Source organism: Enterococcus sp. DIV1315a (assembly GCF_051712325.1).
Classification (GTDB): domain Bacteria; phylum Bacillota; class Bacilli; order Lactobacillales; family Enterococcaceae; genus Enterococcus; species Enterococcus faecalis.
Window position 1 is genome coordinate 1337050 of record NZ_JBIOOS010000001.1, and the last position, 23029, is coordinate 1360078.

Annotated in this window: 26 protein-coding genes and 2 riboswitches; of the genes, 1 reads left to right on the top strand and 25 read right to left on the bottom strand. The window is 38.5% G+C overall.

What is annotated here, in order from left to right:
- Positions 1–2: 2 nt before the first annotated feature.
- From IGJ03_RS06415 to IGJ03_RS06520, 22 genes are all read right to left on the bottom strand, one after another.
- Positions 3–446, bottom strand: a complete 444-nt coding sequence (locus IGJ03_RS06415; RefSeq protein WP_002357522.1) for an ethanolamine utilization protein EutQ — start codon at positions 444–446, stop codon at positions 3–5.
- Between the two features lie 12 nt (positions 447–458).
- On the bottom strand, positions 459–1559 hold the full coding sequence (eutH, locus tag IGJ03_RS06420; RefSeq protein ID WP_085444254.1) for an ethanolamine utilization protein EutH: 1101 nt from the start codon (positions 1557–1559) through the stop codon (positions 459–461).
- Positions 1560–1571: 12 nt separating this feature from the next.
- A complete protein-coding gene (locus IGJ03_RS06425; RefSeq protein WP_002357519.1) occupies positions 1572–1835 on the bottom strand; it encodes a EutN/CcmL family microcompartment protein in 264 nt (87 codons plus the stop codon).
- Positions 1836–1847: 12 nt separating this feature from the next.
- A complete protein-coding gene (locus IGJ03_RS06430) occupies positions 1848–2447 on the bottom strand; it encodes a TIGR02536 family ethanolamine utilization protein (protein ID WP_085444253.1) in 600 nt (199 codons plus the stop codon).
- 14 nt (positions 2448–2461) lie between these two features.
- Positions 2462–3097 carry an ethanolamine utilization phosphate acetyltransferase EutD gene (gene eutD / locus IGJ03_RS06435; RefSeq protein WP_002357516.1) on the bottom strand — a complete coding sequence of 212 codons (636 nt, stop codon included), beginning with the start codon at positions 3095–3097 and terminating at the stop codon, positions 2462–2464.
- A 3-nt stretch (positions 3098–3100) separates the two neighbouring features.
- A complete protein-coding gene (locus IGJ03_RS06440) occupies positions 3101–3670 on the bottom strand; it encodes a hypothetical protein (RefSeq protein ID WP_002374804.1) in 570 nt (189 codons plus the stop codon).
- 67 nt (positions 3671–3737) lie between these two features.
- Complete coding sequence (locus IGJ03_RS06445) at positions 3738–4028, bottom strand: BMC domain-containing protein (RefSeq protein ID WP_002357513.1); 291 nt, start codon at positions 4026–4028, stop codon at positions 3738–3740.
- A 123-nt stretch (positions 4029–4151) separates the two neighbouring features.
- On the bottom strand, positions 4152–5630 hold the full coding sequence (locus tag IGJ03_RS06450; RefSeq protein ID WP_085444251.1) for an acetaldehyde dehydrogenase (acetylating): 1479 nt from the start codon (positions 5628–5630) through the stop codon (positions 4152–4154).
- Positions 5621–6139, bottom strand: coding sequence for a BMC domain-containing protein (locus IGJ03_RS06455; protein WP_002357510.1), 519 nt, complete (start codon positions 6137–6139; stop codon positions 5621–5623). Before IGJ03_RS06455 ends, IGJ03_RS06450 begins: the two co-directional genes overlap by 10 nt.
- Positions 6140–6152: 13 nt before the next feature.
- Positions 6153–6806, bottom strand: coding sequence for an ethanolamine utilization microcompartment protein EutL (eutL, locus tag IGJ03_RS06460; protein WP_002357509.1), 654 nt, complete (start codon positions 6804–6806; stop codon positions 6153–6155).
- Positions 6807–6819: 13 nt separating this feature from the next.
- Complete coding sequence (gene eutC, locus IGJ03_RS06465; protein WP_002363986.1) at positions 6820–7731, bottom strand: ethanolamine ammonia-lyase subunit EutC; 912 nt, start codon at positions 7729–7731, stop codon at positions 6820–6822.
- A gap of 17 nt (positions 7732–7748) precedes the next feature.
- Positions 7749–9113, bottom strand: coding sequence for an ethanolamine ammonia-lyase subunit EutB (locus tag IGJ03_RS06470; RefSeq protein ID WP_002357506.1), 1365 nt, complete (start codon positions 9111–9113; stop codon positions 7749–7751).
- A 17-nt stretch (positions 9114–9130) separates the two neighbouring features.
- Positions 9131–10579 (bottom strand): ethanolamine ammonia-lyase reactivating factor EutA, encoded by a 1449-nt coding sequence (gene eutA, locus IGJ03_RS06475; protein WP_085444250.1) that lies wholly within the window; start codon positions 10577–10579, stop codon positions 9131–9133.
- A gap of 66 nt (positions 10580–10645) precedes the next feature.
- Positions 10646–12079: a sensor histidine kinase gene (locus tag IGJ03_RS06480; protein ID WP_002357504.1), complete on the bottom strand. Its 1434-nt coding sequence runs from the start codon at positions 12077–12079 to the stop codon at positions 10646–10648.
- Positions 12080–12652: an ANTAR domain-containing response regulator gene (locus IGJ03_RS06485; RefSeq protein WP_002357503.1), complete on the bottom strand. Its 573-nt coding sequence runs from the start codon at positions 12650–12652 to the stop codon at positions 12080–12082.
- A 27-nt stretch (positions 12653–12679) separates the two neighbouring features.
- Positions 12680–13027: an ethanolamine utilization microcompartment protein EutS gene (gene eutS / locus IGJ03_RS06490; protein ID WP_002345864.1), complete on the bottom strand. Its 348-nt coding sequence runs from the start codon at positions 13025–13027 to the stop codon at positions 12680–12682.
- 159 nt (positions 13028–13186) lie between these two features.
- Positions 13187–14317, bottom strand: a complete 1131-nt coding sequence (locus tag IGJ03_RS06495) for a 1-propanol dehydrogenase PduQ (RefSeq protein ID WP_002369360.1) — start codon at positions 14315–14317, stop codon at positions 13187–13189.
- A gap of 292 nt (positions 14318–14609) precedes the next feature.
- Positions 14610–14759: riboswitch (adenosylcobalamin (AdoCbl) riboswitch) on the bottom strand.
- A gap of 44 nt (positions 14760–14803) precedes the next feature.
- The gene (locus IGJ03_RS06500; protein ID WP_002408470.1) at positions 14804–15385 is read right to left on the bottom strand and encodes a cob(I)yrinic acid a,c-diamide adenosyltransferase; all 582 of its coding nucleotides are present in this window, start codon (positions 15383–15385) and stop codon (positions 14804–14806) included.
- Positions 15382–15825, bottom strand: coding sequence for a EutP/PduV family microcompartment system protein (locus tag IGJ03_RS06505; RefSeq protein WP_002363995.1), 444 nt, complete (start codon positions 15823–15825; stop codon positions 15382–15384). Before IGJ03_RS06505 ends, IGJ03_RS06500 begins: the two co-directional genes overlap by 4 nt.
- A gap of 140 nt (positions 15826–15965) precedes the next feature.
- On the bottom strand, positions 15966–16733 hold the full coding sequence (locus IGJ03_RS06510; RefSeq protein WP_002357498.1) for an ABC transporter ATP-binding protein: 768 nt from the start codon (positions 16731–16733) through the stop codon (positions 15966–15968).
- Positions 16730–17737 carry a FecCD family ABC transporter permease gene (locus IGJ03_RS06515; RefSeq protein WP_002361862.1) on the bottom strand — a complete coding sequence of 336 codons (1008 nt, stop codon included), beginning with the start codon at positions 17735–17737 and terminating at the stop codon, positions 16730–16732. The genes IGJ03_RS06510 and IGJ03_RS06515 overlap by 4 nt, the downstream gene beginning before the upstream one ends.
- Positions 17730–18758, bottom strand: a complete 1029-nt coding sequence (locus IGJ03_RS06520) for an ABC transporter substrate-binding protein (RefSeq protein ID WP_002384486.1) — start codon at positions 18756–18758, stop codon at positions 17730–17732. The genes IGJ03_RS06515 and IGJ03_RS06520 overlap by 8 nt, the downstream gene beginning before the upstream one ends.
- A gap of 118 nt (positions 18759–18876) precedes the next feature.
- A riboswitch (cobalamin riboswitch) is annotated at positions 18877–19036 on the bottom strand.
- 205 nt (positions 19037–19241) lie between these two features.
- On the opposite strand from IGJ03_RS06520, the gene plsY reads away from it, so the two are divergent.
- Positions 19242–19871 (top strand): glycerol-3-phosphate 1-O-acyltransferase PlsY, encoded by a 630-nt coding sequence (gene plsY, locus IGJ03_RS06525; RefSeq protein ID WP_002360243.1) that lies wholly within the window; start codon positions 19242–19244, stop codon positions 19869–19871.
- A 41-nt stretch (positions 19872–19912) separates the two neighbouring features.
- On the opposite strand, the gene IGJ03_RS06530 is transcribed toward plsY, so the two are convergent.
- Genes IGJ03_RS06530 through hslU form a run of 3 tightly spaced genes read right to left on the bottom strand, consistent with a single transcriptional unit; the run spans position 19913 to position 23028 of the window.
- Entirely contained in the window at positions 19913–20788 is an 876-nt protein-coding gene (locus tag IGJ03_RS06530) for an aldose 1-epimerase family protein (protein WP_002363997.1), read from the bottom strand.
- Between the two features lie 33 nt (positions 20789–20821).
- Positions 20822–21604, bottom strand: coding sequence for a GTP-sensing pleiotropic transcriptional regulator CodY (codY, locus tag IGJ03_RS06535; RefSeq protein ID WP_002357492.1), 783 nt, complete (start codon positions 21602–21604; stop codon positions 20822–20824).
- Between the two features lie 20 nt (positions 21605–21624).
- Positions 21625–23028: an ATP-dependent protease ATPase subunit HslU gene (gene hslU / locus IGJ03_RS06540; RefSeq protein ID WP_002360239.1), complete on the bottom strand. Its 1404-nt coding sequence runs from the start codon at positions 23026–23028 to the stop codon at positions 21625–21627.
- Position 23029 lies beyond the last annotated feature (1 nt).

The window sequence follows — 23029 nt, forward strand, 5'->3', positions numbered from 1 at the left end:
AATTATTGGCTTTGCCAATCTGCTGGATAAGTCACGTAGACAAAGCGGGCATCACCCGTCACTGAAAATTGAATTTTGCTACTTTTCGGGATTAAAATAATTTCGCCGGCTGTTGCAGAAATTTTACGTCCGTCAATCAGTATATCTAATTGTCCTGAAATAATATAATCAATTTCATCGTATTCTAGTGTCCAGTCGAAGGTGGTATCTTTCATCACCATTAAACCGCAACCAAGGCGCGGGCTTTCTTCTAAAGAAAACAGATCTTTTGTGTAAACAATGTCCGCTGGGTTGCCTGTATCTAAGCGGTCGTCTTCTGTTACGTCGATTTCGGGTAATTTGATGGACATAATCCCACTTGGATCCACTTGTTTAGTCGGCATTAATTTTTCTGTGACAATTTGTCGAACAAGCGTTTCAATCATTTCACGATTTAATTCTGTCATATTTACACCTCATTATTTCACTTCTGTTTCGGGTTTCCCTAGCATTCGATTTGCCATAAAGATAGCCACAAAAATGGCGGTAATCCCTCCAACTAATTTGCCAACAATCATTGGAAAAATCATTTCTTTTGCTACGCCTGCAGTAAAACCAAGATGGTCACCTAAAACGAAAGAAGCCGAAACAGCAAAAGCGATATTAATAATTTTTCCTCGATTATCCATGTCTTTTAACATTTGGAACATGGGAATATTGTTAGCTAATGTAGCAACCATTCCTGCAGCCGCTACTTCATTCATTCCTAAAACTTTTCCTAGTTTCATCAATGGTTTATTAAAGACTTTCGTAATCACAGCGACTAAACAGAAAGCGCCAGCTAAAGTTAAAGCAATCCCGCCAACGACTTCAATTCCTTCAGTAACTGGTGCAATACCAGGAATCACTGTAATTCCTAATAATAGTTGAATCGACCCCACAACTAAACCAAAGATAGCGACAATCACTACGCCTTGACCAAAAATTTGGAAGCCTTTAATCATGCCATTTGGCGCTAACCATAAACCTAAAATAATTAAAGCAGCAACAATAATAATTGGAATTAAGTTAGGAATAATCAATGACAATGGCATGCCAGCTGTTAAACCACCTGCTAATAAACCAAAAGGAATTGTAATAATCCCGCTCAAAACACCCGTTGCTAAGAATTGCTGGTCGTCTTTTTGGATAATGCCAAGCGCTACTGGAATTGTAAAGACTAACGTTGGTCCCATCATTGCACCTAAGATTGCCCCCGCAAATAAACCAGCTTGTGGATCATTGGCTAATTGTTGTGCTAACGCAAAGCCGCCCATATCATTAGCCAATAAGGTTGTGGCAAACATTGCTGGATCAGCCCCTAGTAATTCATAGACAGGAACGACAATCGGACTTAAAAGATTGGCTAAGACAGGCGCTAAAGTGATAATCCCTACCATAGAAAGCGCTAGAGAACCCATAGCCATAATCCCTTCCTCAAATTGCTCCCCTAAACCTAGTTTGTTGCCAATACATTTATCGATTCCTCCAATAATCATGAAAAGAACCATAATATACATAATAATTTCATTAATGCTCATGTCTCGTCCTCCCTATTCTTCCTCTGTAGAATCAATGACACCAACAATCATTGCATCAATTGGGACATTCGGATCTTCTGCCGAAATACGGGCAGCATTGCCTTGACTAATTAACACTTTGTCCCCGACACCAGCTCCAGCGTTGTCAGCAGCAATTAGAAATCCTTGCTTTTCGTCCTCTTGATTCAAAATATCAACCATCATAAATTTCCAGCCATTTAATTTTTCATCTTTTCTTGTTGACCAAAGGCTACCAGTCACTTTTCCTAAAAGCATCGTTTTTCCTCCTTACGTCAGCAATTGATGTTTCCTAGCATAATCTTTCGCTAACGGGGTTAAATAGGCGTTTTTACTTAAAGAAACACCTGATTCTGTCATTCTTATCAATTGTTTTTCAGTAATGTAGGTTCGTTTGGTCTCAGCTAAAGAACGAAGTTGTTTTTGACAGGCCGCCTGAAACACAGCGTAATTTTCTGAATCATGATAAAAAATCATCCCAAACTGTTGGCACATGTCCACGTTTTCCTGAATCGTTTGTTTCAAACGATACTTCAATCGTGAATTTTTAGTCACTGAAGGTATTGGGGTTAAAACCAATACCGGCTTACCTTCAAATAAGAATGCTAAGATGTTTTTGACTAATTCATCCGTTTCCTGTAAATGCGCAATCGCATTTACTTGGGAAATCGTTAGCCTCTTTACAACCAAGCCTCGTGCTAGCTTCTGCTCCTTGGTTACCCAATTTACATCAGGAAAACGAATAAACATTTCTTCAGGAAATGCTTCTTTTGCTTCTGCTAAAGCCACTGAATAAGACGACGACAGCAATTGTTGGCAAATTCGATCAGTAATCTGTTGAATCAAATTTTCCATTTCAGAAACGTTCATTGTCCTGCCTCCTTTTACTTAAGAATATAGCCACGAGCTCCTTTGGTTAAGCCGCAAGCGTTGGCTTCATCATAGTCAATGTGCATGTACGTTGCAAATCGCGGACTGATTCGCACAACTACATCATCAAAGATTAACGGACGTGTGCCTTCCACTTTGACTTGCACAATTTGGCTATTGCTTACTTTATTTTTCAAGGCGTCTTCGGGTGTCATGTGAATATGACGTTTGGCAACAATTAAGCCGTGACTTAATGTCACAACTGCTGATCCGTTCATCAGCGTGACACCTGGTGTCCCTTCTGTCTTGCCACTCTCTCTAACTGGGGCGTTAATTCCTAAAATACGTGTATCCGTCATAGAGACTTCAACTTGTGATTCGCTACGTTCAGGGCCTAAAATAACCACATTTTGAAAAAGTCCTTTAGGTCCAGCAACCGTAATTCGTTCTTTACAAACGAACTGTCCGGGTTGTGATAAATCTTTCACTTTTGTTAGTTGATATCCTGGTCCAAATAATGCATCAATCTCTTGACGAGACAAATGAACATGTCGGCCAGAAGCTTCAACTTCAAAAGTATTTTGTTGTTGTTGCTGAATTCGTTTAACAACTTCTTCAACAATTTCATTCATTGAATCCAATTTGTTCATCTCCTAGTTTCGTGATATTTCAGCCATGGTGCTAATTAATTCTGTAGCCCAAGATTGAAAAAGGCCGAACAGTTGTGATTCTCCTTTTAACTGGAGAATAATTTTATCTAGTTGTAATTGAATTTCTTTTGAGGAATAGCGCCATTGTCTCTGTTGGTTAGTTAGAATAGTTACCTTTGATTCCAAAATGACTGGTTCCATTACAAGCGACTGTTCTAAAATAAATTTCTCTAACCACAGTTGTTGTTGTTCGAAATATAACCAACCTTCTGTTGATAACGCTTCATTCGTTAAGAAAGGCAAATACAATAGATGGCTTAAGTGCCGAATCTCATAAATTGTTTCTTTCGATAAATGTTCTTGTTTTTGTTTTTGTGAGGAGGCCTTCACTGAATGAACCTCAGAAAGCAATGGGTTTGTTGAAGAGAAGCTGCTATTAATCCGATGCTCGCGTAGATAGCTTTTGGCGGCTGGCGTCAGAAAACTGCCTACAGGAAACACAAAATCCGTGCCATCTTCTAGTTCTTTTTTAAGCCTTTTGATGCGAAGCATATCTTCTGTAATAACTGTCATAACACCCCTCCTCAATGAAAGTTTAGGACAGAAGTAATGAACCTACCTCTGCCCCAAAAAATCAAAATTATAATTCAGTTGTTGCGTGTGGTAAAATAGCGTCTACTTCTGTATGTGGACGTGGAATTACATGGACAGATAATAATTCGCCAACACGCTCTGCTGCAGCAGCACCAGCATCTGTTGCTGCTTTTACAGCACCAACGTCACCGCGAACCATTACTGTAACTAAACCGCCACCGACTTGTTCTTTTCCAATTAAAGTAACGTTTGCCGCTTTCACCATTGCATCGGCTGCTTCAACAGCACCTACTAAACCACGAGTTTCGATCATTCCTAAAGCATTTGTACTTGACATTATAATTTCCTCCTAAGATGTATGTTTTATTTTTAAAAATTTGGGACAATTATCAATTTGACTTAGGTCCCAAACCCTAAATCCAATAATTCATTTGTTTTACTCTTACTCGCTCGTTTCTTGTTAGTTTAAGCGAGCTAAAACTTGGGCTACCACGGCATTTACTAGTTCTTCTTGATTGGTTGTTTCGCAAGAAGTAGCCACAGATGTGGTTGATGTTTGACCAAATTCTTGACGAATCTCTTCTAAATCACGCACGCCATAAGCAACACGACGTAAATTGAACAGATTTTCAACCCCAATATTATCAGAAGTTGAGCTGCCACCAACTGCGCCACAACCAAGTGTTAATGCTGGCACTAAGTTAGTTGAAGCACCAATTCCGCCAAGTGTACCAGAGGTGTTAACAAGCAAACGAGAGACGGGTTTTCTTAAGCCAAATTCACGAATGACTTCTTTGTTTTCTGTGTGAATGCCCATTGTATGACCCGCACCTTCACCTTTCAAAATTTCAATTGATAACGCGCAAGCTGCTTCCCAGTTTTCAACTGTATAGAAAGCAATAATCGGTGCCAATTTTTCTCTTGAAAATGGATATTTCAAGCCTACATGTGTTTCCTCGGCAACAATTAAGCGGCGATCTTTTGGAATAGATAAACCAACTAATGAAGCAATATGTTGAACGGAACGACCCACGATTTGCGGGTTCATTGTACCGTTTGGTCGTAAAATAAATTTAGCTAATTTGTCGGCTTCGGCTGGACTTAAGAAATACGCTCCCTGCTTAATTAACTCTTCTTTGACCGCTTCACGGTTGACAGTTTCAACAATAATTGATTGTTCCGATGCACAAATTGTACCGTTATCGAAAGTTTTTGAATCCATTATTTGTTTCACTGCATGAGGAACATTTGCGCTTCGTTCGATGTAGGCTGGTCCATTACCAGGCCCAACACCGATTGCTGGTGTTCCAGAAGAGTACGCTGCTTTAACCATTGCGTTTCCACCAGTAGCTAAAATTAAATTTGTTTCTTTATTTTTCATTAATTCGCTGGTCGCTTGCATAGTTGGCGTTTTGATGACCGAGACACAACCTTCTGGTGCCCCTGCAGCAATAGCCGCTTTTTGGATAATTTCCACTGTTTCAATAATCGATTTCAACGCATTGGGATGTGGTGAAAAAACAATGCTGTTGGCCGCTTTTAATGAAATTAATGCTTTGTAAATGACTGTTGATGTCGGGTTGGTAGAAGGAATTAATCCTGCAATTACACCAACTGGGACAGCAATTTCAGTGACTTTTTGGGCAGCGTCATCATGGATCACACCAACTGTAGCTTTGTCCTTCATTTCGTCATATACTACTTTTGAAGCGAAAGCATTTTTGATGATTTTATCTTCATAAATACCAAATCCTGTTTCTTCATTGGCCATTTTCGCTAACTTTTCTCGTTGGTTAAACGTAGCCTCTGAAACTGCTTGGACAATCGCATCGATTTGTTTTTGCGAAAATGTTGCTAATACTTGCTGTGCCTCTTTGGCTTTTCTGATTAAATTTCTTGTTTCTTGGATGGAACGTAAGTCTTTATCTACTAATTCCACTCGTCTTCACTTCTTTCTATTTCAGCCATGATTGCTTGAATTAAAGCTTCTTTATTGGCAAATTTAATCTCACTTTTCTTTAAACTACTTAGGTTCATTTTGTAGGCTTGTTTGCGTAAATCAACCACGCGTTGTGTTTCTAATTTTTGGCGTGTGCCAGTGTGTTCTTCCAAATCTGGTGTTTCAATCTCTTCTTCAATTACTTCTACTTGTTCCATCGGTTCAGGTGCTGACTTGGGTTCTGGATCTGATAAAATTACTTCCGTTTGAGCATCAACCCGTGAGATCACATGATGAGCAATTAAACAATTTAATTCTTTAGCTACTTCCGTGCCTACTTCAACGGCAGCTTGAACCGCGGCAACGTCACCAATCAGTTCCACAGTTGTTAAACCGCCATTAATAATTTCAGCTTTTAACAAAGTAACGTCGGCGGCTTTCAATGCCGCATCGGCCACACTAATGGCACCTAAAAATCCTTTGACTTCGACCATTCCTAATGCTTTCATTCAGGTCACATCCTTAATAACTCAACGGATTGTCAGCGATATTTTGAATGACTTGTTCAAACGCACTGCAAGCAGCTTTACATGCAGATTGACTACCTGTCAATAAGGCGCCGCCAAAGTTCGTTTCAGAAGGTGGGCCATAAAAGACACCCATTTGAACATCGGCAGCTTTCATTGCTGCATCTAAGCCAACCATTGCTTCTAGCGGTGGTGCAATCAGATAAGCAATCGCTTCACCTTCAGGAATATTCGCTTGTTCAGATAAAAAGCTACCCGTTCTTGATACTACATGTGCAAAATAAACAATACTGTCATCTTCGTTAGCACTATAGAAGCTGGCTTCTTCTTCAATGACTTGCGTAATGACACTCAAGCCACTATTGACTTCGGCAGGACTCGGACCAGCAATAATGCCAATCACTTCACCGGCTAATTTGGTTGAAGCATTTGCTGCGCCAGCATACATACTTTTACCGTAAACTACAGTAACATCGGCGGCTTTGGTTGCTTCATCTAATGCAACATAAGTGACATCATCACAATCGGAAGTAACAATTCCTAATGAGCGATGTTCTGGTTTCAATGATAATTCTTTTGCTAATGCCGGATCGACATTGGGAATGACTTTCATACTTAGGACATTTGCGCCTAGACGATCATTTTTCATGAGAAATCCTCCTTTATTCAGCTTCTTTTAAATCAATACCAGATTTTTTCTTGTCTAACATTTTTTTGATAATTTCGGCAATGTAGGCCCCTGCTTCAACAGCCGGTGTCCCACCTTTGTGAATATTTGAAATAACTGTCCGCCGTGCTTCTGGCATACCGACAGTTGGTTTGTAAGCAATGTAGGCACTCATAGATTCAGCTGTTACTAAACCAGGACGTTCGCCAACTAGCAAGCAAACAACATCAGCGTCAGTGATTTCACCAATTTTATCCATTGCTGGCACACGACAATATTTAACAAAAACTACATTGTCGAAATCTAAGTTGTACATGTTTAATCCTTGTTTAATTGCTGGTAGGACTTCTTTAATATTCGCTTCGATAGCAGCTGAACTAAGGCCATCCCCTACGACCATTTGGATTTTAGCTTTTGGTGTCGTATTTTTCCGAATGATTTCACTATTTTCTTCATCAAATTGACGACCATAATCTGGACGTGTTAAATATTCATCTTTACTGTTACAGATTGTTTTTGTAGAAATAAAATTCATTTCTTTTACCAAGTCTTCGCTTACGTCTGAAAAGACCGCATCTTGTGCTGCCGCATGGTCCGCTCGGAAACGTAATGTTGAACTAGTCATATAACGCGTCCCTGCACGACCAACGCCTAAACGAGCTGGCGAGAAAGCTTTCATTTTTAATAGTGCTTCAGGATCTACGGCATTTTTCAATAGTAATTGTTTACGTAAATCTACTTCAGTAATGTCAGGAATTAGGCCTTCTTCAATTTCTGTCGTTTCAGTGACGTGTGTTGTGACTGGTTTTTCTTCAGCAGTCACAGTGGCAGTCGAAACCGCTTGATTGTCAGCGACCATTTCTGTTAAAATTCCGGCAATCATTTCTTTTAATTCTTTTTCGTTCATTTGTATTCTCACCTCGTTTATTTAATAAATACAGATGCATCGCCAGCGCGACTTGTTAATTTTCCGTTTTCCATTAAGCCCATTTTTTCCATCCATTCTTCAAATTCTTTAATTGGACGTAAGCCTAATGTTTCACGAATCGTCGCAGTTTCATGGAACCCAGTTGTTTGATAATTTAACATGACATCATCGCCATGAGGAATCCCCATGATATACGTACAACCAGCTGTTGCTAATAACATTGCTAAGTTTTCCATATCATTTTGATCAGCTTTCATATGGTTGGTGTAGCAGACATCACAGCCCATTGAAATTCCAGTTAATTTGCCCATGAAATGATCTTCTAAACCAGCGCGGATGACTTGTTTTGAATCGTAAAGATATTCTGGTCCAATAAAGCCGACAACGGTATTTACAATATACGGATCAAATTTTTTGGCTAAGCCATAACAACGCGCTTCCATTGTCACTTGGTCTGCGCCAAAGTTTGCTTCAGAAGAAAGTTCTGAGCCTTGACCTGTTTCAAAATACATCACATTAGGACCAGCTGCTTGACCACTGTGAAGCGCTAAATCTTGTGCTTCAGCTAAAATTTCTGCATTTAAACCAAATGCTGTGTTCCCTTTTTCTGAACCAGCGATGGATTGAAAGACTAAGCCAGTTGGCGCGCCTTGACGCATGGCTTCCATTTGTGTCGTTACGTGAGCAAGCACGCAAGTTTGTGTTGGAATTTCCCATTCACTGCGGAACTCTTCAAATTTGTTTAAGATCCGTTTAACACTTTCTGTAGAATCATCAACAGGATTCAAACCAATTAACGCATCACCGGCGCCATAAGAAAGACCTTCCATAACTGAAGCCATAATGCCATCGACATTATCGGTTGGATGGTTCGGCTGTAAACGATTTGAAAAAGTTCCGGGACGACCAATTGTTGTGTTGGCGGTTTTTTCAATATTGATTTTTTTTGCGCCAACAATTAGATCCATGTTGGACATTAATTTACAGACAGCAGCAATCATTTCTGAAGTGAGTCCACGGGAAATTCGTTTGATATCAAAATCGGTTGTTTCCGAAGATAAGATAAATTCGCGTAATTCTGCGACTGTCCAATGTTTAATACTTTCAAAAATTCGCATATTGACTTGGTCAATAATAATGCGTGTCACTTCGTCTTCGTCATAATCAACGACGGGATTGTTAAACAAGTCATTTAAGGACAATTCTGATAAAACGACTTTCGCCGCCACGCGTTCTTCGGCTGAATTAGCAGCTACGCCAGCTAACTTGTCGCCAGACTTTTCTTCATTGGCTTTGGCTAAGACTTCTTTAACGGATGTAAATTGATAGACTTTGCCAAATAGTTTGGTTTTTAAAATCATCTTTGTGTCGCTCCTTTTTAATTAAATACTAAGGTCTTAACAATGACTGGAAGGACGGCTCCTTCTGCCACTGGTAAACCGATATCTACATAATCACCGTTTTCTACTTTGACCGAATCAAGACAGATAAACGGATAGTCTTTTGGCAGATGGGCACTTAAGGCATGCCCTAAAGCTTTCGCCATGTCTTCATCCACCATAACAATAATGGGAATTTGTTCAGCAACTAAACTAGCTAATCCTTCCACAATCCCTTGACCATAGCGTTGAATATCAGCAAATGTTGGATTGCTCATGCCTCTAATTGCTAGGGCAATCTGGGGTGTTTCTTCAATACGATGCCAATTGAGTTTTTCTTGGATTCGCTGGCCTAATTCTGTCACAGTAAGGGTTTCATCCTCTTGCGCTAATTTTAGAATTGGGATATTTTTTACCGGCAAAATTTGCTCACGGTAAGCAATCGTGCTTCCGCTAATTTCAGCAGTATGTGAACCTGCTCCGACGACCGTCGCTCGGATTGTTTCTGCGCTTTCTAAGACTTCTTTTTCCGAAAAAATCAGTGACTTTCTCAGATATTTTCCTAAAAGTAAGCCGATGTCCCCATATTTAAAGAGATTCGTACTTGTCGTATTTAAGCAATCAGCCACACCACCAGAAAATGTTACAATTGGTAATTCCTCACCTTTTCGTAGTGGATGGTTAGTTACTAATAACTGGTAGAACGGACTTTGTGTCCCCAAGCCAATGCTATTTTCTAACACGGCAACTAATTCCGAAATAATTGGCAGTAAGTTTTGTTCGGTGGCTTGGTCACCAAGGTGCAAGGTTAGCTCTTTTTTATTTATAATTTCTTGAATCTTCGGAGCTATATAGGTGATTTTTTGTTGTTGATCTAATTTAATTAAGCGTCCGCCAATGTCAAAACAAGCCGTATCAATCACTTCACCATCTTTAAAGACAGCTAAATTTGTCGTTCCCCCACCAATGTCTAAATTAACCACTGGTTTGCGTTTCGTTTCAGAATAAGTTTGAGCACCAGCGCCTTTCCCAGCAATGATACTTTCTAAATCAGGACCAGCCGTAGCAACGACAAAATCACCTGCATAGCCACTAAGTGCTCGTAGCACATTGTTGGCATTGCTTTTTCGAGCAGTTTCACCTGTGATAATTACCGCACCCATTTGAATATCTTGTTTATGAATGCCTGCTTGGCGATATTGCTCCGCTACAAACGCTTTGATAGGTTCTGCATCAATTTCTGATTGGTTAAGTAAGGGTGTAAAGATAATGTCACTTCGGTAAATGACTTTTTTATCAGAAATGCTGATACGTGGTACTGTAAACGCAGAGGCAAAATTTTCAACAGTTAATTCTGACAAGACTAATTGGGTTGTAGACGTCCCTAAATCAATCCCTACGGTTAAAAGTGTTTCCTTCGACATCGCCTGACTCGCCTCCTTTTGCATACAAAAAGGCACTTAAAGAATCGTTAGAAAATTTCTTTCTACTTTTCTTTAAGCGCCTTTGCTTAATCAATGAACAACATCACTGGTGTTCTGTTCGAAATAGAAACAGGTTTTAGTTCCCTGTTTATTGGATTCAATTGTAATTTTTCCTTTTAATTTATCTTTTACGTAGCTTTTGACAATCATCAAACCTAAACTGGTCTCGTTACTTTGATGAACGTCATAGCCTTTACCATTATCTGTAACAGTAATGGTAATCATCTTATTATCTAATGTTCCACTAAGTTTAACAACGCCACTTGTTTGTGGCTCAAATGCATGATCAAAAATGTTTTGTAATAGTTCGTTGACAACAAGGGAAATGGTAACCATTTGTTCGCTAGAAACCATAATGGCTGGATCAACATCCATCATCATCTCAATGGGTTGTGCGCCTTGAAAAAGATGTCTAAAATTATACATCACTGCTTCCAATGTTTGCCGTAAAGCAACGTCATCTTTGACTTGTTTTGACAGCAATTCATGGGTGGCTGCAATCGCCATAATTCGATTGACACTTTCATGAAGGACTTTCTTTGCTTCGGGGCTTTGCGTTCGCCGTTCTTGAATACGCAATAAGGAAACCACCGATTGCAAGTTATTTTTAACACGATGATGAATTTCACGAATCGCAACAGATTTGGAAATAATTTCCGCTTCTTTTTCTTTAAATTCTGTATTGTCTTGAATAATCATAATCAGTTGTTCCTCTGATGCCAACCACACTTTCCGAACCTTAAAATAATAATTAAGGTAGGTCGTTTTGCTTTCAATTGGTTGATTACTCATTTTATATTTCATTTGATACAACACATATTCAAAAGTTGTATAATCGATGGACAAATTGTCATAACTCATTCCAATGATATTATCCCGATAACCAAGTTTGCGATAAAGCTCTTGTGCATTGTGATTGGTAATTAATAAGTGACCCGCCGCATCAAAAATCAAAACGGCTTCTGCCAATTGATCAATAAATAATGCGTCGACTTGACTAGTTGATTTCGCTACTTTTGCTAACTGGCAGTTATTTAGCTCCTCTTTTTGTAAGTCCGCTTGAATCTCTTCATCTGCCGCAATCTCGACAATAATGACACCAATCGTTCGATGTTCATTGCGAATGGGATAGATATTTTGCTTAATCAAACGATTTTCCTGAGTCACTGCTAACAAACCAATGCTATTTAAGCTAGTTTGCATGGTACGCAGAACACCAGGTTCATTTTTTAATAAAGCTTCCATCCCGACGACATCTCCGCTATATAAAGAAGTTGTCTTCGCAGGCGGCTTATGATAAACGACTAGTGCTTGCTGTGACATTTCCTTATACACATCAATAAAAACATCTGCACTTTGATAGAGTGTCGTCGAAGAAAGATAACGTGCTGTACGTTGTAATTCTTTAATGTCTGATTCTGAAAGATTGGTATATTGGTGACATAATTGCTCTAATCGTTTCATTTATTCATCATCCATTACAATCAATTCTGCAATTTCACTCATACGTGCGCGTTTGTTCATACTTAACGTACGCAACATTTGGTAGGCTTCTTCTTCCGATATATGATTTTCTTTTACAAGAATACCTTTGGCTTTTTCGATAATTTTACGTTCTTCTAATTTTAAACTTAATTTATCGATTTGATTTAGTAACAGCTGCGTTTGTTTGCCTCGTTCAATGCTCATTTCAATTGTAGGTATTAATGATTTTTCATCTAGAGGTTTAACTAAATAACCCAGTGCGCCTAATTTTTTAGCCTTGTCCGTATTTTGTACGTCACTGTATGCAGATAAAAAGACAATACTACTGGCTAGTTGGTCTTGAACAATTTTTTTACCTGCTTTTAGACCATCTAAAATTGGCATTTGAATGTCCATTAATACTAGGTCAGGTTGTGTTTTTTTACATACTTCAATTGCTTCAAAACCATCAGCTGCTTCACCGACTACTTCGTACCCTGCTTCTATCACAATATCACGAATATCGAGTCTCGTAATAGGTTCATCATCGACTATTACAATTCGTCCATCCATTTTCTTCACGCCCTTGTCCTTTCAACGCTATGTTCTGGTAATTTTACAAGTTACAGAAAAGTTTAAAATCTGTTGTAAACCTTCAATCACCGCTTGTAAGGCTGCTTCCACTGAGCTTACGTCACCAGAAATGACTACCGATCCAGAAAAACGATCAATAAAACCGATTTGGATATCTCCGCTTTTAGTCGCAATATCAACAGCGATAATTGCCGCTTCGCTCGGAGTGATTGTCAAAATACCTAGTGCATTGCTGGTGCCTTCTGGCAACCCTAATTTTGTATAAATTTCTTTATTAGGACTAGCAATGATGTGCGCTAACGTTACTTGTTTCCCAGGAACATATTCTTGAATCATTCGTTGTTTTTCTTCCAACCAGACTCGCTCCTTTAATTTAGCAAATAAAAAATCCTCAATAAAAAACGTAAAGGTTCCACTTTCGCTTTCTACTAAGGAGCTTCTTTGCTCTTAAATTTTGAAGCACGCCGTTGTGCTACCCACATTATATGTTATCGATTTCATCCTGTCAATCGCTTATAAGATAGAATTTAAAATTTTTGTCACTTCTGCTGCTGTTGGTTGGACAGGATTTGTTTTGGTGCAACCATCCATCAATGCGCCTTCAGCTATTTTTGGGATCGCAGCTTGGACTTCTTCTTTTGGTAAACCATAGTCACTAAAAGTGGCAGGCATGTTTAATTTTTGACGGAGTTGCTTGATTTGTCGAATAAATTGTTGAACACCAATCCGTGCATTGGTTGTCTGTGTATCATTTAGACAATTTGCTAACTGCGCATAACGTTTAGCTGTTGGTTCGTTGGTGACTTTGCCATTCGCTAAGCCACTGTTATATGCAATGACTTCAGGTAAGAGCATTGCATTCATTCGTCCATGTGGCACATGTAAACGCGCACCGGCCGCATGAGCAATACCGTGATTCAAGCCTAACGAAGTAACATTAAACGCCATCCCTGCCATACATGAAGCTAAATGCATATTTTCACGGGCTTGTTGGTTGCTACCCTCATTAAAGGCTATTTCTAAATTGTCGAATACTAAGCGAACGACTTTTTCGCACAACGCATCTGAAATCGGATTTGCTTCTGTTGAAACATACGCTTCAATAACATGCGTTAAGACGTCCATTCCTGTATCCGCTGTGATTTTTGGTGGCACACTCATCACTAAATTTGTATCTAAAATCGCAATTTCTGGTTGAATTTCATCCGTTACAAGCGGGATTTTGGTGCCAGTTTCTGCAACCGTAATCACTGAAAAATTCGTAACTTCTGAACCAGTCCCACTAGTTGTAGGAACCGCAATAAACTCAGCAATCTGAGTTTGCAAAGTACGTTTGCCAAAAAATTTCATTGCTTTGGCCGCATCAATAGCGGATCCCCCACCTAAAGCTAATATCGTATCTCCTTGAAATGCCGCTAACTGCTTAATTCCCGCAGCAATCTTATCAATTGGTGGATCGGGGATGATGTCACTAAAAATTTGCCATTCACTTTTTGTTAAATGCTTTGTCACTTCATTCACAAATCCAGAATCAACCATGAATGGATCTGTGACAATGAAAACACGTCTATCATGAAGTGTTTCCAAATTGGCTAATGCGCCTTCTCCTACCCATAGTTCGGTAGGGAAATGAATTGTTCTCATCTCAATTCCTCCTTAATAAAATACAAAAAGACACTTCAAACAAACGAAAAATCATCTGTCTGAAGCGTCTTTGCTTCCTTATGTATACGCCATTGTACACGAAACCTTATCCATAGAGTACAACGCCTTTAATTAATTGTCAATAAAAAAAGGGAATATAGCAGTACGTCATTGTACCTGAAATCTCCTTCAACATTGAAAGACCAGCCCAAAATTCCCAAAAGCACTTCCTCGTGCCATTAATTGGATTAATACAAATATCTTGGGCTGGATTTTCAACACAAGCGTTGTTAAGAAACATCCTGTTTTGCCTCGAAACAGCATGCCCAATAATGAAAAAATGAAAAGACCTGACTTAAAAGCAACCTTGCTTCTTCACAGTGGCGGGACCGTGCCAGATTCTCACTGGCTTCCATTCATATTTTTCATAAAATATTCGTTTAATCTATCTGAAATTTACCATAAGTTTTTTAGAAAAGCAACTGTTTACAATCCATCTTCTTTAATTTTATGGAAAACCTTTTCGCTTCGTTCATAAAAAACATCAGGTCGTTGTGCTTGAACATTTAAATAGCGAGCCAACGCATAAAAATAATCTGATAAACGATTGGTAAAAATTAATACCTCTTCGTTAATTTTGGCTGTCCAATTTAAACGCACAATGATGCGTTCTGCGCGCCGTGCAATCGTCCGAGCAACATGAACCATACTGGCTGCTGAGGTTCCGCCAGGTAAAATAAAACGATCAATATCTGGTGATTGTGCAGTGTAGAAATCAATCCGCTGTTCTAGCCAATGCACACTTTCCTTTTGTAATTTAAATGGTCGTTGTGCTTCAATCGGTGTTGACAAATCTGTTCCCGCATCAAAAAGTAAATGTTGTAAAGCTTCTAGTTCTTCTTTAATTTCTTGATTTTCTTGGGGAAGTTGGCTGATAATATAGCCGACCCAAGAATTCAATTCATCAATTGTTCCATAACTTTCAACTCGATCAGAATCCTTAGCGACGGTTGAGCTGCCGACTAATTTCGTCATTCCCTTATCGCCAGTTTTTGTATAAATTTTCATTCTGCTTCATCCTCCTCTAAATAATCTACTAATTCTTGCAAGCCAATTTTTTCAACAGAAGAAATTTCAAAAATTCTTGTTGCACCCGCACTTTTTAATTGTTGCCGAACAATCTCTAACTGCTGAGAATCTTGTGCTAAATCAATCTTGGTTAAAATACCAATGATTTCTTTCGGGAAAATACTACCAAATCCTGGTGAAAAAACTTGTTGTGTTTCTACAGCACTTTGGACCAAACCGATCACATCTGCTTCTGCCGCTGTGACGTTTAATGCATTATAATATTGCCGATGCAAAATAAACTCGCCTGGTGTATCAATCATTTCTGTATGAAATTCCACCGCCTGTGTTTTATCATAAATTAATTCTTTGCCTTGCAGAGCTTGACATAACGTGGTTTTGCCACAACCGATAGCTCCCATTAAAATGATTCGTTTCATCGCTACCTCCATAAAAAAGGAGCCCAAAGCAAGTACCATACGTACTTAGTCTTGGGCTCCTTTGCCGATTTGTTAAAACACGCCATTGTGTTTCTGATTCTTTGCCTTTATCTTACCTGTTTCCAAAAAACTTGTCAAAGTTATTGAATAGTTTCCCAAACTTTATGTTGTTTCTGAAAATAGGAGACAATATCTGTTTCAAAAATTGTTTGTAAAAATTCTTTGGAAGCCAACGTTTGAAAATCACCTTGCGCGGCCACTTTCCCTTGCTTCATAAACACAATTTTTTCACTTAGCGTTAACGCTAAACGGATATCATGAAACACCCCGATTAACGTTTTCCCTTCTTGCGCACTCCACTCATTTAACTGCTGAATCAATTCTTGTTGATACCGAATATCCAAATGATTATTGGGTTCATCCAATAAAATAATTTCTGGATCTTGTACAAATAATTTAGCCAAAAATACTCGTTGTTGTTGTCCTCCTGAAAGCTGATTGACAACTTTATCTTTTAAAGGCAATAAACCCGTGCGTTCTAAATAATAAAGGACTCGTTCTTTTTCTTGCTTAGAAACAATAGGTAAAAAACGTTGTGCTTGTTGTCGATACGCCCCCATCAAAACTGTTTCGTAAACCGTATAATCAAAAGCAACTGTCGTGAATTGACTCATCATCGCTACTTTCGTTGCCAATTCCTTCCGCTTTTGTCCATGAACTTCTTGACCATCAATTAAAACAGAACCACTATAAGGGACAAGTCCGGCAATCGTTTTTAAAAGTGTCGTTTTACCGCAACCATTTGGACCTAAAATACAAGTTTTACTACCTGTCGGAAAAACGAGGGAAATATCTTTTAAAATGGGGGTTTGTTGGAGTGTTACAGCTGTTTTTTTTAATTCAATCATGCAGCAACGCCCCTTTTTTTAAAGTAAATATACAAGAAGAATGGCGCTCCAATCAAGGCTGTTACGGCCCCGATGGGAATTTCTCTTGGTGATAAAATCGTGCGAGCAATTGTGTCCCCTATTACCATGATGGTCCCACCTAAAATTGCCGAACCGGGAATCAGCCAGCGATGAGTCGCCCCTAAATAGCGACGGACAATATGTGGTGCTATTAAATCAACAAAACCAATCACACCGACAAATGAAACCGCACTTCCTGCTAATAAACTAGCCAAAAGAATAATGCGTAGTTTTGCTGTTTTGACTTCTACTCCCGCTAACATCGCATGTTCTTCTCCTAAACCGAGAACATCCAATGCGTTGGCATCAAACCAAAGAAACAGACTGCTGACAAGCAAGATTGGACAATAAATAGCAATTTTTTGCCAATTACTGCCAGAAAAACTACCCATTTGCCAAAAGACTAATTGTTTCAAATAATCTTGGAAAAGTGCTGTAATCAACGTCAAAATAGCACCGACAAATAAGGTCATAATCATTCCTACTAAAACAACTGTTTGATTGGACATTTGACTATCCATTGTTTGCGTAAATAACAAAACTAAAAAGACCGTTGCTAAGCCAAAGATAAAACCAGTTAAAGGCAATAAAAATGCCCCTAAGATCGAAGCAGTTACTCCAGTTACCATGATTAACGCAGCGCCTAAGGATGCTCCCGCTGATACGCCCAAAGTATACGAAGAAGCTAAAGGATTACCTAAGAGCGATTGCATCACCGTGCCACTTACTGCTAAGCCTGCGCCCACGAGATAGGCCATCACGACACGCGGTAACCGAACATTCCAGATGATTCCCTCTAAAATCCCGTCTTCTGAAACCGTCTTTTTCACTAAAATTTGAAGCAAATCCGTTAACGAAATCTGAACACTTCCAATTTTAATACCCAAAAAGAGCATGCTCATACTGATCAAGAGCATCAGTATGAGACACGTTTTTTTACTCATCTTTTAAATCCTTGTATTCCTCTGGATAAACAGCTTTTGCCATTTGTTTTAATGCTTTGGTAATGTGGTTATTTGGTAAAGAGCTAGACATGTTATCAATTTCGAAAACTTCTTTGTTTTGAACTGCAGGAACGTTTTCCCAGTTTTTACGAGCTAAAATTTCTTTGGCGGGATCTTTCATATAGTTAACATTGGTTAAAATGACTTCTGGTTTTGCAGCAATGGCCGCTTCTTCTGTCACTGGTAACCAGCCTTTTTCATTTGCCAAAACATTTTTTGCCCCAATTGTTTCAATCATTTCATTTAAAAATGTCCCATTACCAAAACTATAAATGTCTGGTAAGGCAGCCACTTCAAACAAAACAGTTTTTGGTTTTTTAATGGTTTTACCAATTTTGGCTACTTCGTCGATTTCTTGATCCATTGTTTTGATTAACTTTTGTCCTTTTTCATGTTCAGATAAGCTATCCGCGATGAATTGGACGTCTTCTTTGATTGCTTTGATACTTGTACTAGTGGGGATGTTAACGACTGTAATTCCAGCATCTTCCACTTGTTTCCAAACACTTTCTGAGCTAGCTAAATTGATGTCATTCACATAAACAATTTGTGGTTTCAAGGCAATCAATTTTTCGGCATCGACAGCCATCATATCCATTTGTGGTAATTTTTTTAAATCAGTCATCATTGTGCTACTTTGAGTATCAACTGCGATTAATTGGTCGGTTTTACCTAAGTCTTCAATCACTTCTGTTGTTGATGGTACTAGGGAAATAATTTTGGTTGCTTCTTTGGGTAAAGTAATTTCTTTGCCGCTACGGTCTTTGGTTGGTAACGTTACTTCTGTTTTTTCAGAAGAGGTAGTTGCTTTCTTTTCCTGTTTGCCACACCCTGCTAAGCCAAGTGTTGCTACTAAACCTAAAGTCATCATTGTTAAAGTAAATTTTTTCATTTTTTCATCCTCGCATTCGTCTATTTTATTTTGGGGAAAATTTTCTGAAATGAACCTCCTTTGTCTCAACGTCAAAACAATACAAAAAAACCACTTTTTTCTCCAATAGAAAAAAAGCAGTCACTTAACTATGCTAATGATATACTCAGCCAGTTATCTTCAAAGCCCCTTCTTTTTCCTACAAAAGAATGATTAGACTTATCAAGCCGGTATCCTGACTTAGCTTCTTCTTACTCCCAATCCTTCCAGAATAATCTGTGGTCTTATTGGTTTCATCCACCATACAGTAGGTAGGTCTGTAGAGGATTCGCACCTCTTTCCCTGACACTTCATAAGTACATATATATTGTATCTTCGTTGATAACTAATTTTCAAACCAGTGATTAGACGTCTTTGTCTAATGACACACATTTATTATAACGGTTATCAACCATTTGTCAACGCTTCCTCAAGCAAAAGAAAAACTTTTCTTGTTTTAGTTATTAGACGTTGTTCCGTTTTTCTATTCATGATAAAATAAATCCTAGTTTGAATAAGAAAGAGGTTAACTTGATGAAAATCGTCATTTTGTTACTTGTTGCCTATTTATTAGGTTCGATTCCCTCAGGTGTTTGGATTGGCAAACTTTTCTTTAAAAAAGATATACGCCAATTTGGAAGTGGGAATACAGGAACAACCAATACATTTCGTGTCTTAGGGAAACCTGCCGGAATTACGGTATTATTAATGGATATCTTGAAAGGAACGTTAGCCACTTCATTACCCTATTTGTTTGGTTTACAAGGCGTGAACCCGCTCTTCTTTGGGGTAGCCGCTGTTTTAGGGCATACCTTCCCTATTTTTGCCAATTTCAAAGGTGGTAAAGCCGTAGCCACTAGCGCTGGCATGTTATTAGCATACAGCCCCACATTTTTTATTTATTCTGCTCTTATTTTTGTGATTTGTCTGTATCTAACCAGTATGGTGAGTTTAACAAGTATGATTAGCGCTGTACTAATTACACTTTCTACTATTATTTTGCCTTTCACTGTCCCAGCTATTTTACCAACATTTAACTGGTTATTAACCGTGATTGCGATTGCTTTGACTACTTTTATCTTTGTCCGTCATCGTGAAAACATTCAGCGAATTAAAAATGGAACAGAAAGTCGCCTTTCTTTTGGCTTACGTGCAAAAAAATAAAGAAAAAGGCTGTGAACAAATAATGTTCACAGCCTTTTTCTTTATTTTACACTAATCATATACTGTGTTTTAAATAGTTCGTTAGCTGGTAACTTATTGATGCCAAATTTTTCAGCAAGTTGGCCAGTTGCGTCGACAGCATCAGCAATCCCACACCAAGGTTCGATACAGACAAAAGGCGCTTCTTTCGGTGTCGGTGACCAAATCCCCACAAAAGGCATTTCTGGATAACTCAAAGTGACTTGATGGTCACTTTCGTCTGTGGCAATCGTAATTGCTGTTTGACCTTTTGTTTCAAAAATCATTGCATCATTTTCAAATAATTGATGCGTTAAGTCAAAGCTGGTATTCGTTTGGGCTAGCGTTTTATTCGCTAAATCAATAAACGGGCCTGCTAAGGGAATTTGTGTCCGTGATTTTTTAGGTGAAAAACTTAGATAATAATCTTCAAACGTTAGTGAAGATTCTAAAGGTACATTAAAGGCTGGATGACCACCAATCCCAAAATACATCTCTTCTTTCCCTGTATTTTCTACTTGGTAGTTTACAGTCAATTCTTGGTGTTCTAATGTATAAGTAATCACTAGTTCAAAATCAAAAGGATACTTCTTCTTGGTTTCTTTTGTTGATTTTAGTGAAAAAGAAACTTCTTCTCCACCTTTTTCAATCACATCAAATACTTGATCACGAGCAAAACCATGTTGAGTTAAATGATACGCTTGATTTTGGTACATATACGTATCTTCTTTTAGACGACCAACAATCGGAAAAAGTACGGGCGCATGGCGGGCCCAAAATTCAGGATTTCCTTGCCAAATATATTCAATGCCGGTTTCTTTTGATTGTAAACTTACTAATTCTGCTCCTTCTTCAGCAAATGTTGCGATTAGAAATTCATTTTCAATTTGTACAGTCATTGCGTTGTCCTCCTAGTTGATACGAGCAATTGCTTATTTTTCCAACTCTTTAATAAATTGTTGATTTAACACTTTTAAATAAGTCCCTTTCATACCAAGAGAACGTGATTCAATAATTCCAGCTGATTCTAATTTTCTTAAGGCATTCACAATTACGGAACGAGTAATGCCTATTTCATCTGCAATACTTGAAGCAGTTAAACGACCTTCTTCGCCATCTAAGGCTTCAAAAATAGCATGGACGGCTTTTAATTCACTATAGGAAAGAGTGTTGATGGCCATTTGCACGGCAGTCGCACTGCGAACTTCTGCTTCAATTGTTCTGGATTGATGATACAAAATTTGCATGCCGACAACGGTCGCACTATATTCAGCTAACACTAAATCATCCTCGTTAAAGGATTTTTCAACACGCGCTAAAATAATCGTACCCAAGCGTTTGCCAGCACCGTACAAAGGCACAATAGTGGTTAACCCAAACGGATACAGCTCTCGTGATTCAAAAGGAAATGCAGTTAAATCACTGTCTATTGGAATATTGGCTTCGGTTACTTTGAGCATATCCACGGCCTCGGTGTATCCTTGAGGAAATTTTTTCTCTTTAAACATATTTTTGATACGGGCATTATTAACATCTAATTTTTCAGTATACCCCAACAAATCCCCTGAACTGCTAATAATATACGCATTGCTTTCTAAAATATCCCCTAAAATCATTGCCATTTTGTTGTACGGAAGTTCTGCTTGTACGTCAAACAGATTGTTTTTTTGCAAAAGCTCGTTCACTTGACGTGTTTTTTCTAATAATGTAGCCATCTTTTCTCCTCCAGCCTTTTTTATAAGATGTAACGACTTAAATCTTCATTTTGAACAATGTCATTCAATTTTTCATTGACATATGCTTCGGTAATCGTAATTTCACCCATTTGCATATCTGGTGCTTCATATAATAAATCTTCTAATAAACGTTCTAAAATTGTGTGTAAACGACGCGCCCCAATATTATCTGTATCACGGTTTACATCATAAGCGATGTGTGCTAACCGTTCAATTGCTTCTTTTGTAAAGATGACTGAAACATTTTCTGTGCCAATTAATGCTACATATTGTTTAATTAAAGCATTGTTTGGCTCAGTTAAGATACTTACGAAGTCATCAGCCGTTAAATCATCTAATTCAACTCGAATTGGGAAGCGGCCTTGTAATTCTGGAATCAAGTCACTTGGTTTTGACAAGTGGAAAGCACCTGAAGCGATAAATAAAATGTGATCCGTTTGTAAAGGACCATACTTCGTGTTAACTTGAGAGCCTTCAACAATCGGCAAAATGTCTCTTTGTACTCCTTCACGAGAGACTTCGCCCGAATTTTGTTGACTTTTAGAGGTGATTTTATCAATCTCATCGATAAAAATAATTCCGCTTGATTCAGCTAAACGAATCGCTTCACTATGAATATCAGCGTCATTGACAATTTTTGCTGATTCTTCTTTCACTAATAATTCTTGTGCTTCTTTCACCGTTACAGTACGTTCGATTTTTTTCTTTGGTGACAGAGCACCTAACGTTTCATTTAAGTCGATACCCATTTGTTCTAGGCCGTTGTTCATAGCTGGCATCGTTTTCTTCGGTTCTTCAATTTCAATTGTTACTTCACGATTATCTAATAGACCTTTTTCCAGCTGTTCCAAAATTGTTCGGCGATTCGTTCGAATATCTTCCGTTACTTCTTCTTGTGCTTCTTGCTGTTGCTGAGCCATGTTAAACATGTTCATCATTTGTTCAAATTGATTACCGCCAGCCTGTTTTTGTTCTTTTTTAATTCCAGGCACTAATACTTTGACTAAACGTTGATTGGCCTTTTTCAACGCTTGCGCGTACACGCGACTGTATTGTTGTTTTTCAACAATTTGGATCGCATTTTCTACTAAATCCCGAACCATTGATTCGACATCCCGACCGACATAGCCTACTTCTGTAAATTTGGTTGCTTCAACTTTTACAAAAGGCGCATTGACAATTTTTGCGAGACGACGAGCAATCTCAGTTTTACCAACACCTGTTGGTCCAATCATTAGTAAGTTTTTAGGCGTAATATCTTGTTGCATATTTTCTTCTAATTGCAAGCGACGATAGCGGTTACGTAAAGCTACCGCCACTGATTTTTTGGCAGCTTGCTGTCCAACAATATATTGATCTAGTTCTTTGACTATTTCTTTTGGTGTTTTGTTTAATTCATTCATG

Bases quoted from the DNA above. Each gene is read 5' to 3' on its own strand.
- eutL (WP_002357509.1), bottom strand. From the start codon at position 6,806: ATGAAAAATGATCGTCTAGGCGCAAATGTCCTAAGTATGAAAGTCATT.
- IGJ03_RS06440 (WP_002374804.1), bottom strand. From the start codon at position 3,670: ATGACAGTTATTACAGAAGATATGCTTCGCATCAAAAGGCTTAAAAAA.
- plsY (WP_002360243.1), top strand. From the start codon at position 19,242: ATGAAAATCGTCATTTTGTTACTTGTTGCCTATTTATTAGGTTCGATT.
- eutA (WP_085444250.1), bottom strand. From the start codon at position 10,579: ATGCAAAAGGAGGCGAGTCAGGCGATGTCGAAGGAAACACTTTTAACC.
- IGJ03_RS06455 (WP_002357510.1), bottom strand. From the start codon at position 6,139: ATGAAAGCATTAGGAATGGTCGAAGTCAAAGGATTTTTAGGTGCCATT.
- IGJ03_RS06495 (WP_002369360.1), bottom strand. From the start codon at position 14,317: ATGAGAACAATTCATTTCCCTACCGAACTATGGGTAGGAGAAGGCGCA.
- IGJ03_RS06430 (WP_085444253.1), bottom strand. From the start codon at position 2,447: ATGAACGTTTCTGAAATGGAAAATTTGATTCAACAGATTACTGATCGA.
- IGJ03_RS06470 (WP_002357506.1), bottom strand. From the start codon at position 9,113: ATGATTTTAAAAACCAAACTATTTGGCAAAGTCTATCAATTTACATCC.
- IGJ03_RS06500 (WP_002408470.1), bottom strand. From the start codon at position 15,385: ATGAAAATTTATACAAAAACTGGCGATAAGGGAATGACGAAATTAGTC.
- eutH (WP_085444254.1), bottom strand. From the start codon at position 1,559: ATGAGCATTAATGAAATTATTATGTATATTATGGTTCTTTTCATGATT.
- eutC (WP_002363986.1), bottom strand. From the start codon at position 7,731: ATGAACGAAAAAGAATTAAAAGAAATGATTGCCGGAATTTTAACAGAA.
- IGJ03_RS06530 (WP_002363997.1), bottom strand. From the start codon at position 20,788: ATGACTGTACAAATTGAAAATGAATTTCTAATCGCAACATTTGCTGAA.
- hslU (WP_002360239.1), bottom strand. From the start codon at position 23,028: ATGAATGAATTAAACAAAACACCAAAAGAAATAGTCAAAGAACTAGAT.
- IGJ03_RS06445 (WP_002357513.1), bottom strand. From the start codon at position 4,028: ATGTCAAGTACAAATGCTTTAGGAATGATCGAAACTCGTGGTTTAGTA.
- IGJ03_RS06485 (WP_002357503.1), bottom strand. From the start codon at position 12,652: ATGGATGGACGAATTGTAATAGTCGATGATGAACCTATTACGAGACTC.
- IGJ03_RS06505 (WP_002363995.1), bottom strand. From the start codon at position 15,825: ATGAAACGAATCATTTTAATGGGAGCTATCGGTTGTGGCAAAACCACG.
- IGJ03_RS06415 (WP_002357522.1), bottom strand. From the start codon at position 446: ATGACAGAATTAAATCGTGAAATGATTGAAACGCTTGTTCGACAAATT.
- IGJ03_RS06515 (WP_002361862.1), bottom strand. From the start codon at position 17,737: ATGAGTAAAAAAACGTGTCTCATACTGATGCTCTTGATCAGTATGAGC.
- IGJ03_RS06510 (WP_002357498.1), bottom strand. From the start codon at position 16,733: ATGATTGAATTAAAAAAAACAGCTGTAACACTCCAACAAACCCCCATT.
- IGJ03_RS06480 (WP_002357504.1), bottom strand. From the start codon at position 12,079: ATGAAACGATTAGAGCAATTATGTCACCAATATACCAATCTTTCAGAA.
- codY (WP_002357492.1), bottom strand. From the start codon at position 21,604: ATGGCTACATTATTAGAAAAAACACGTCAAGTGAACGAGCTTTTGCAA.
- eutD (WP_002357516.1), bottom strand. From the start codon at position 3,097: ATGAACAAATTGGATTCAATGAATGAAATTGTTGAAGAAGTTGTTAAA.
- IGJ03_RS06425 (WP_002357519.1), bottom strand. From the start codon at position 1,835: ATGCTTTTAGGAAAAGTGACTGGTAGCCTTTGGTCAACAAGAAAAGAT.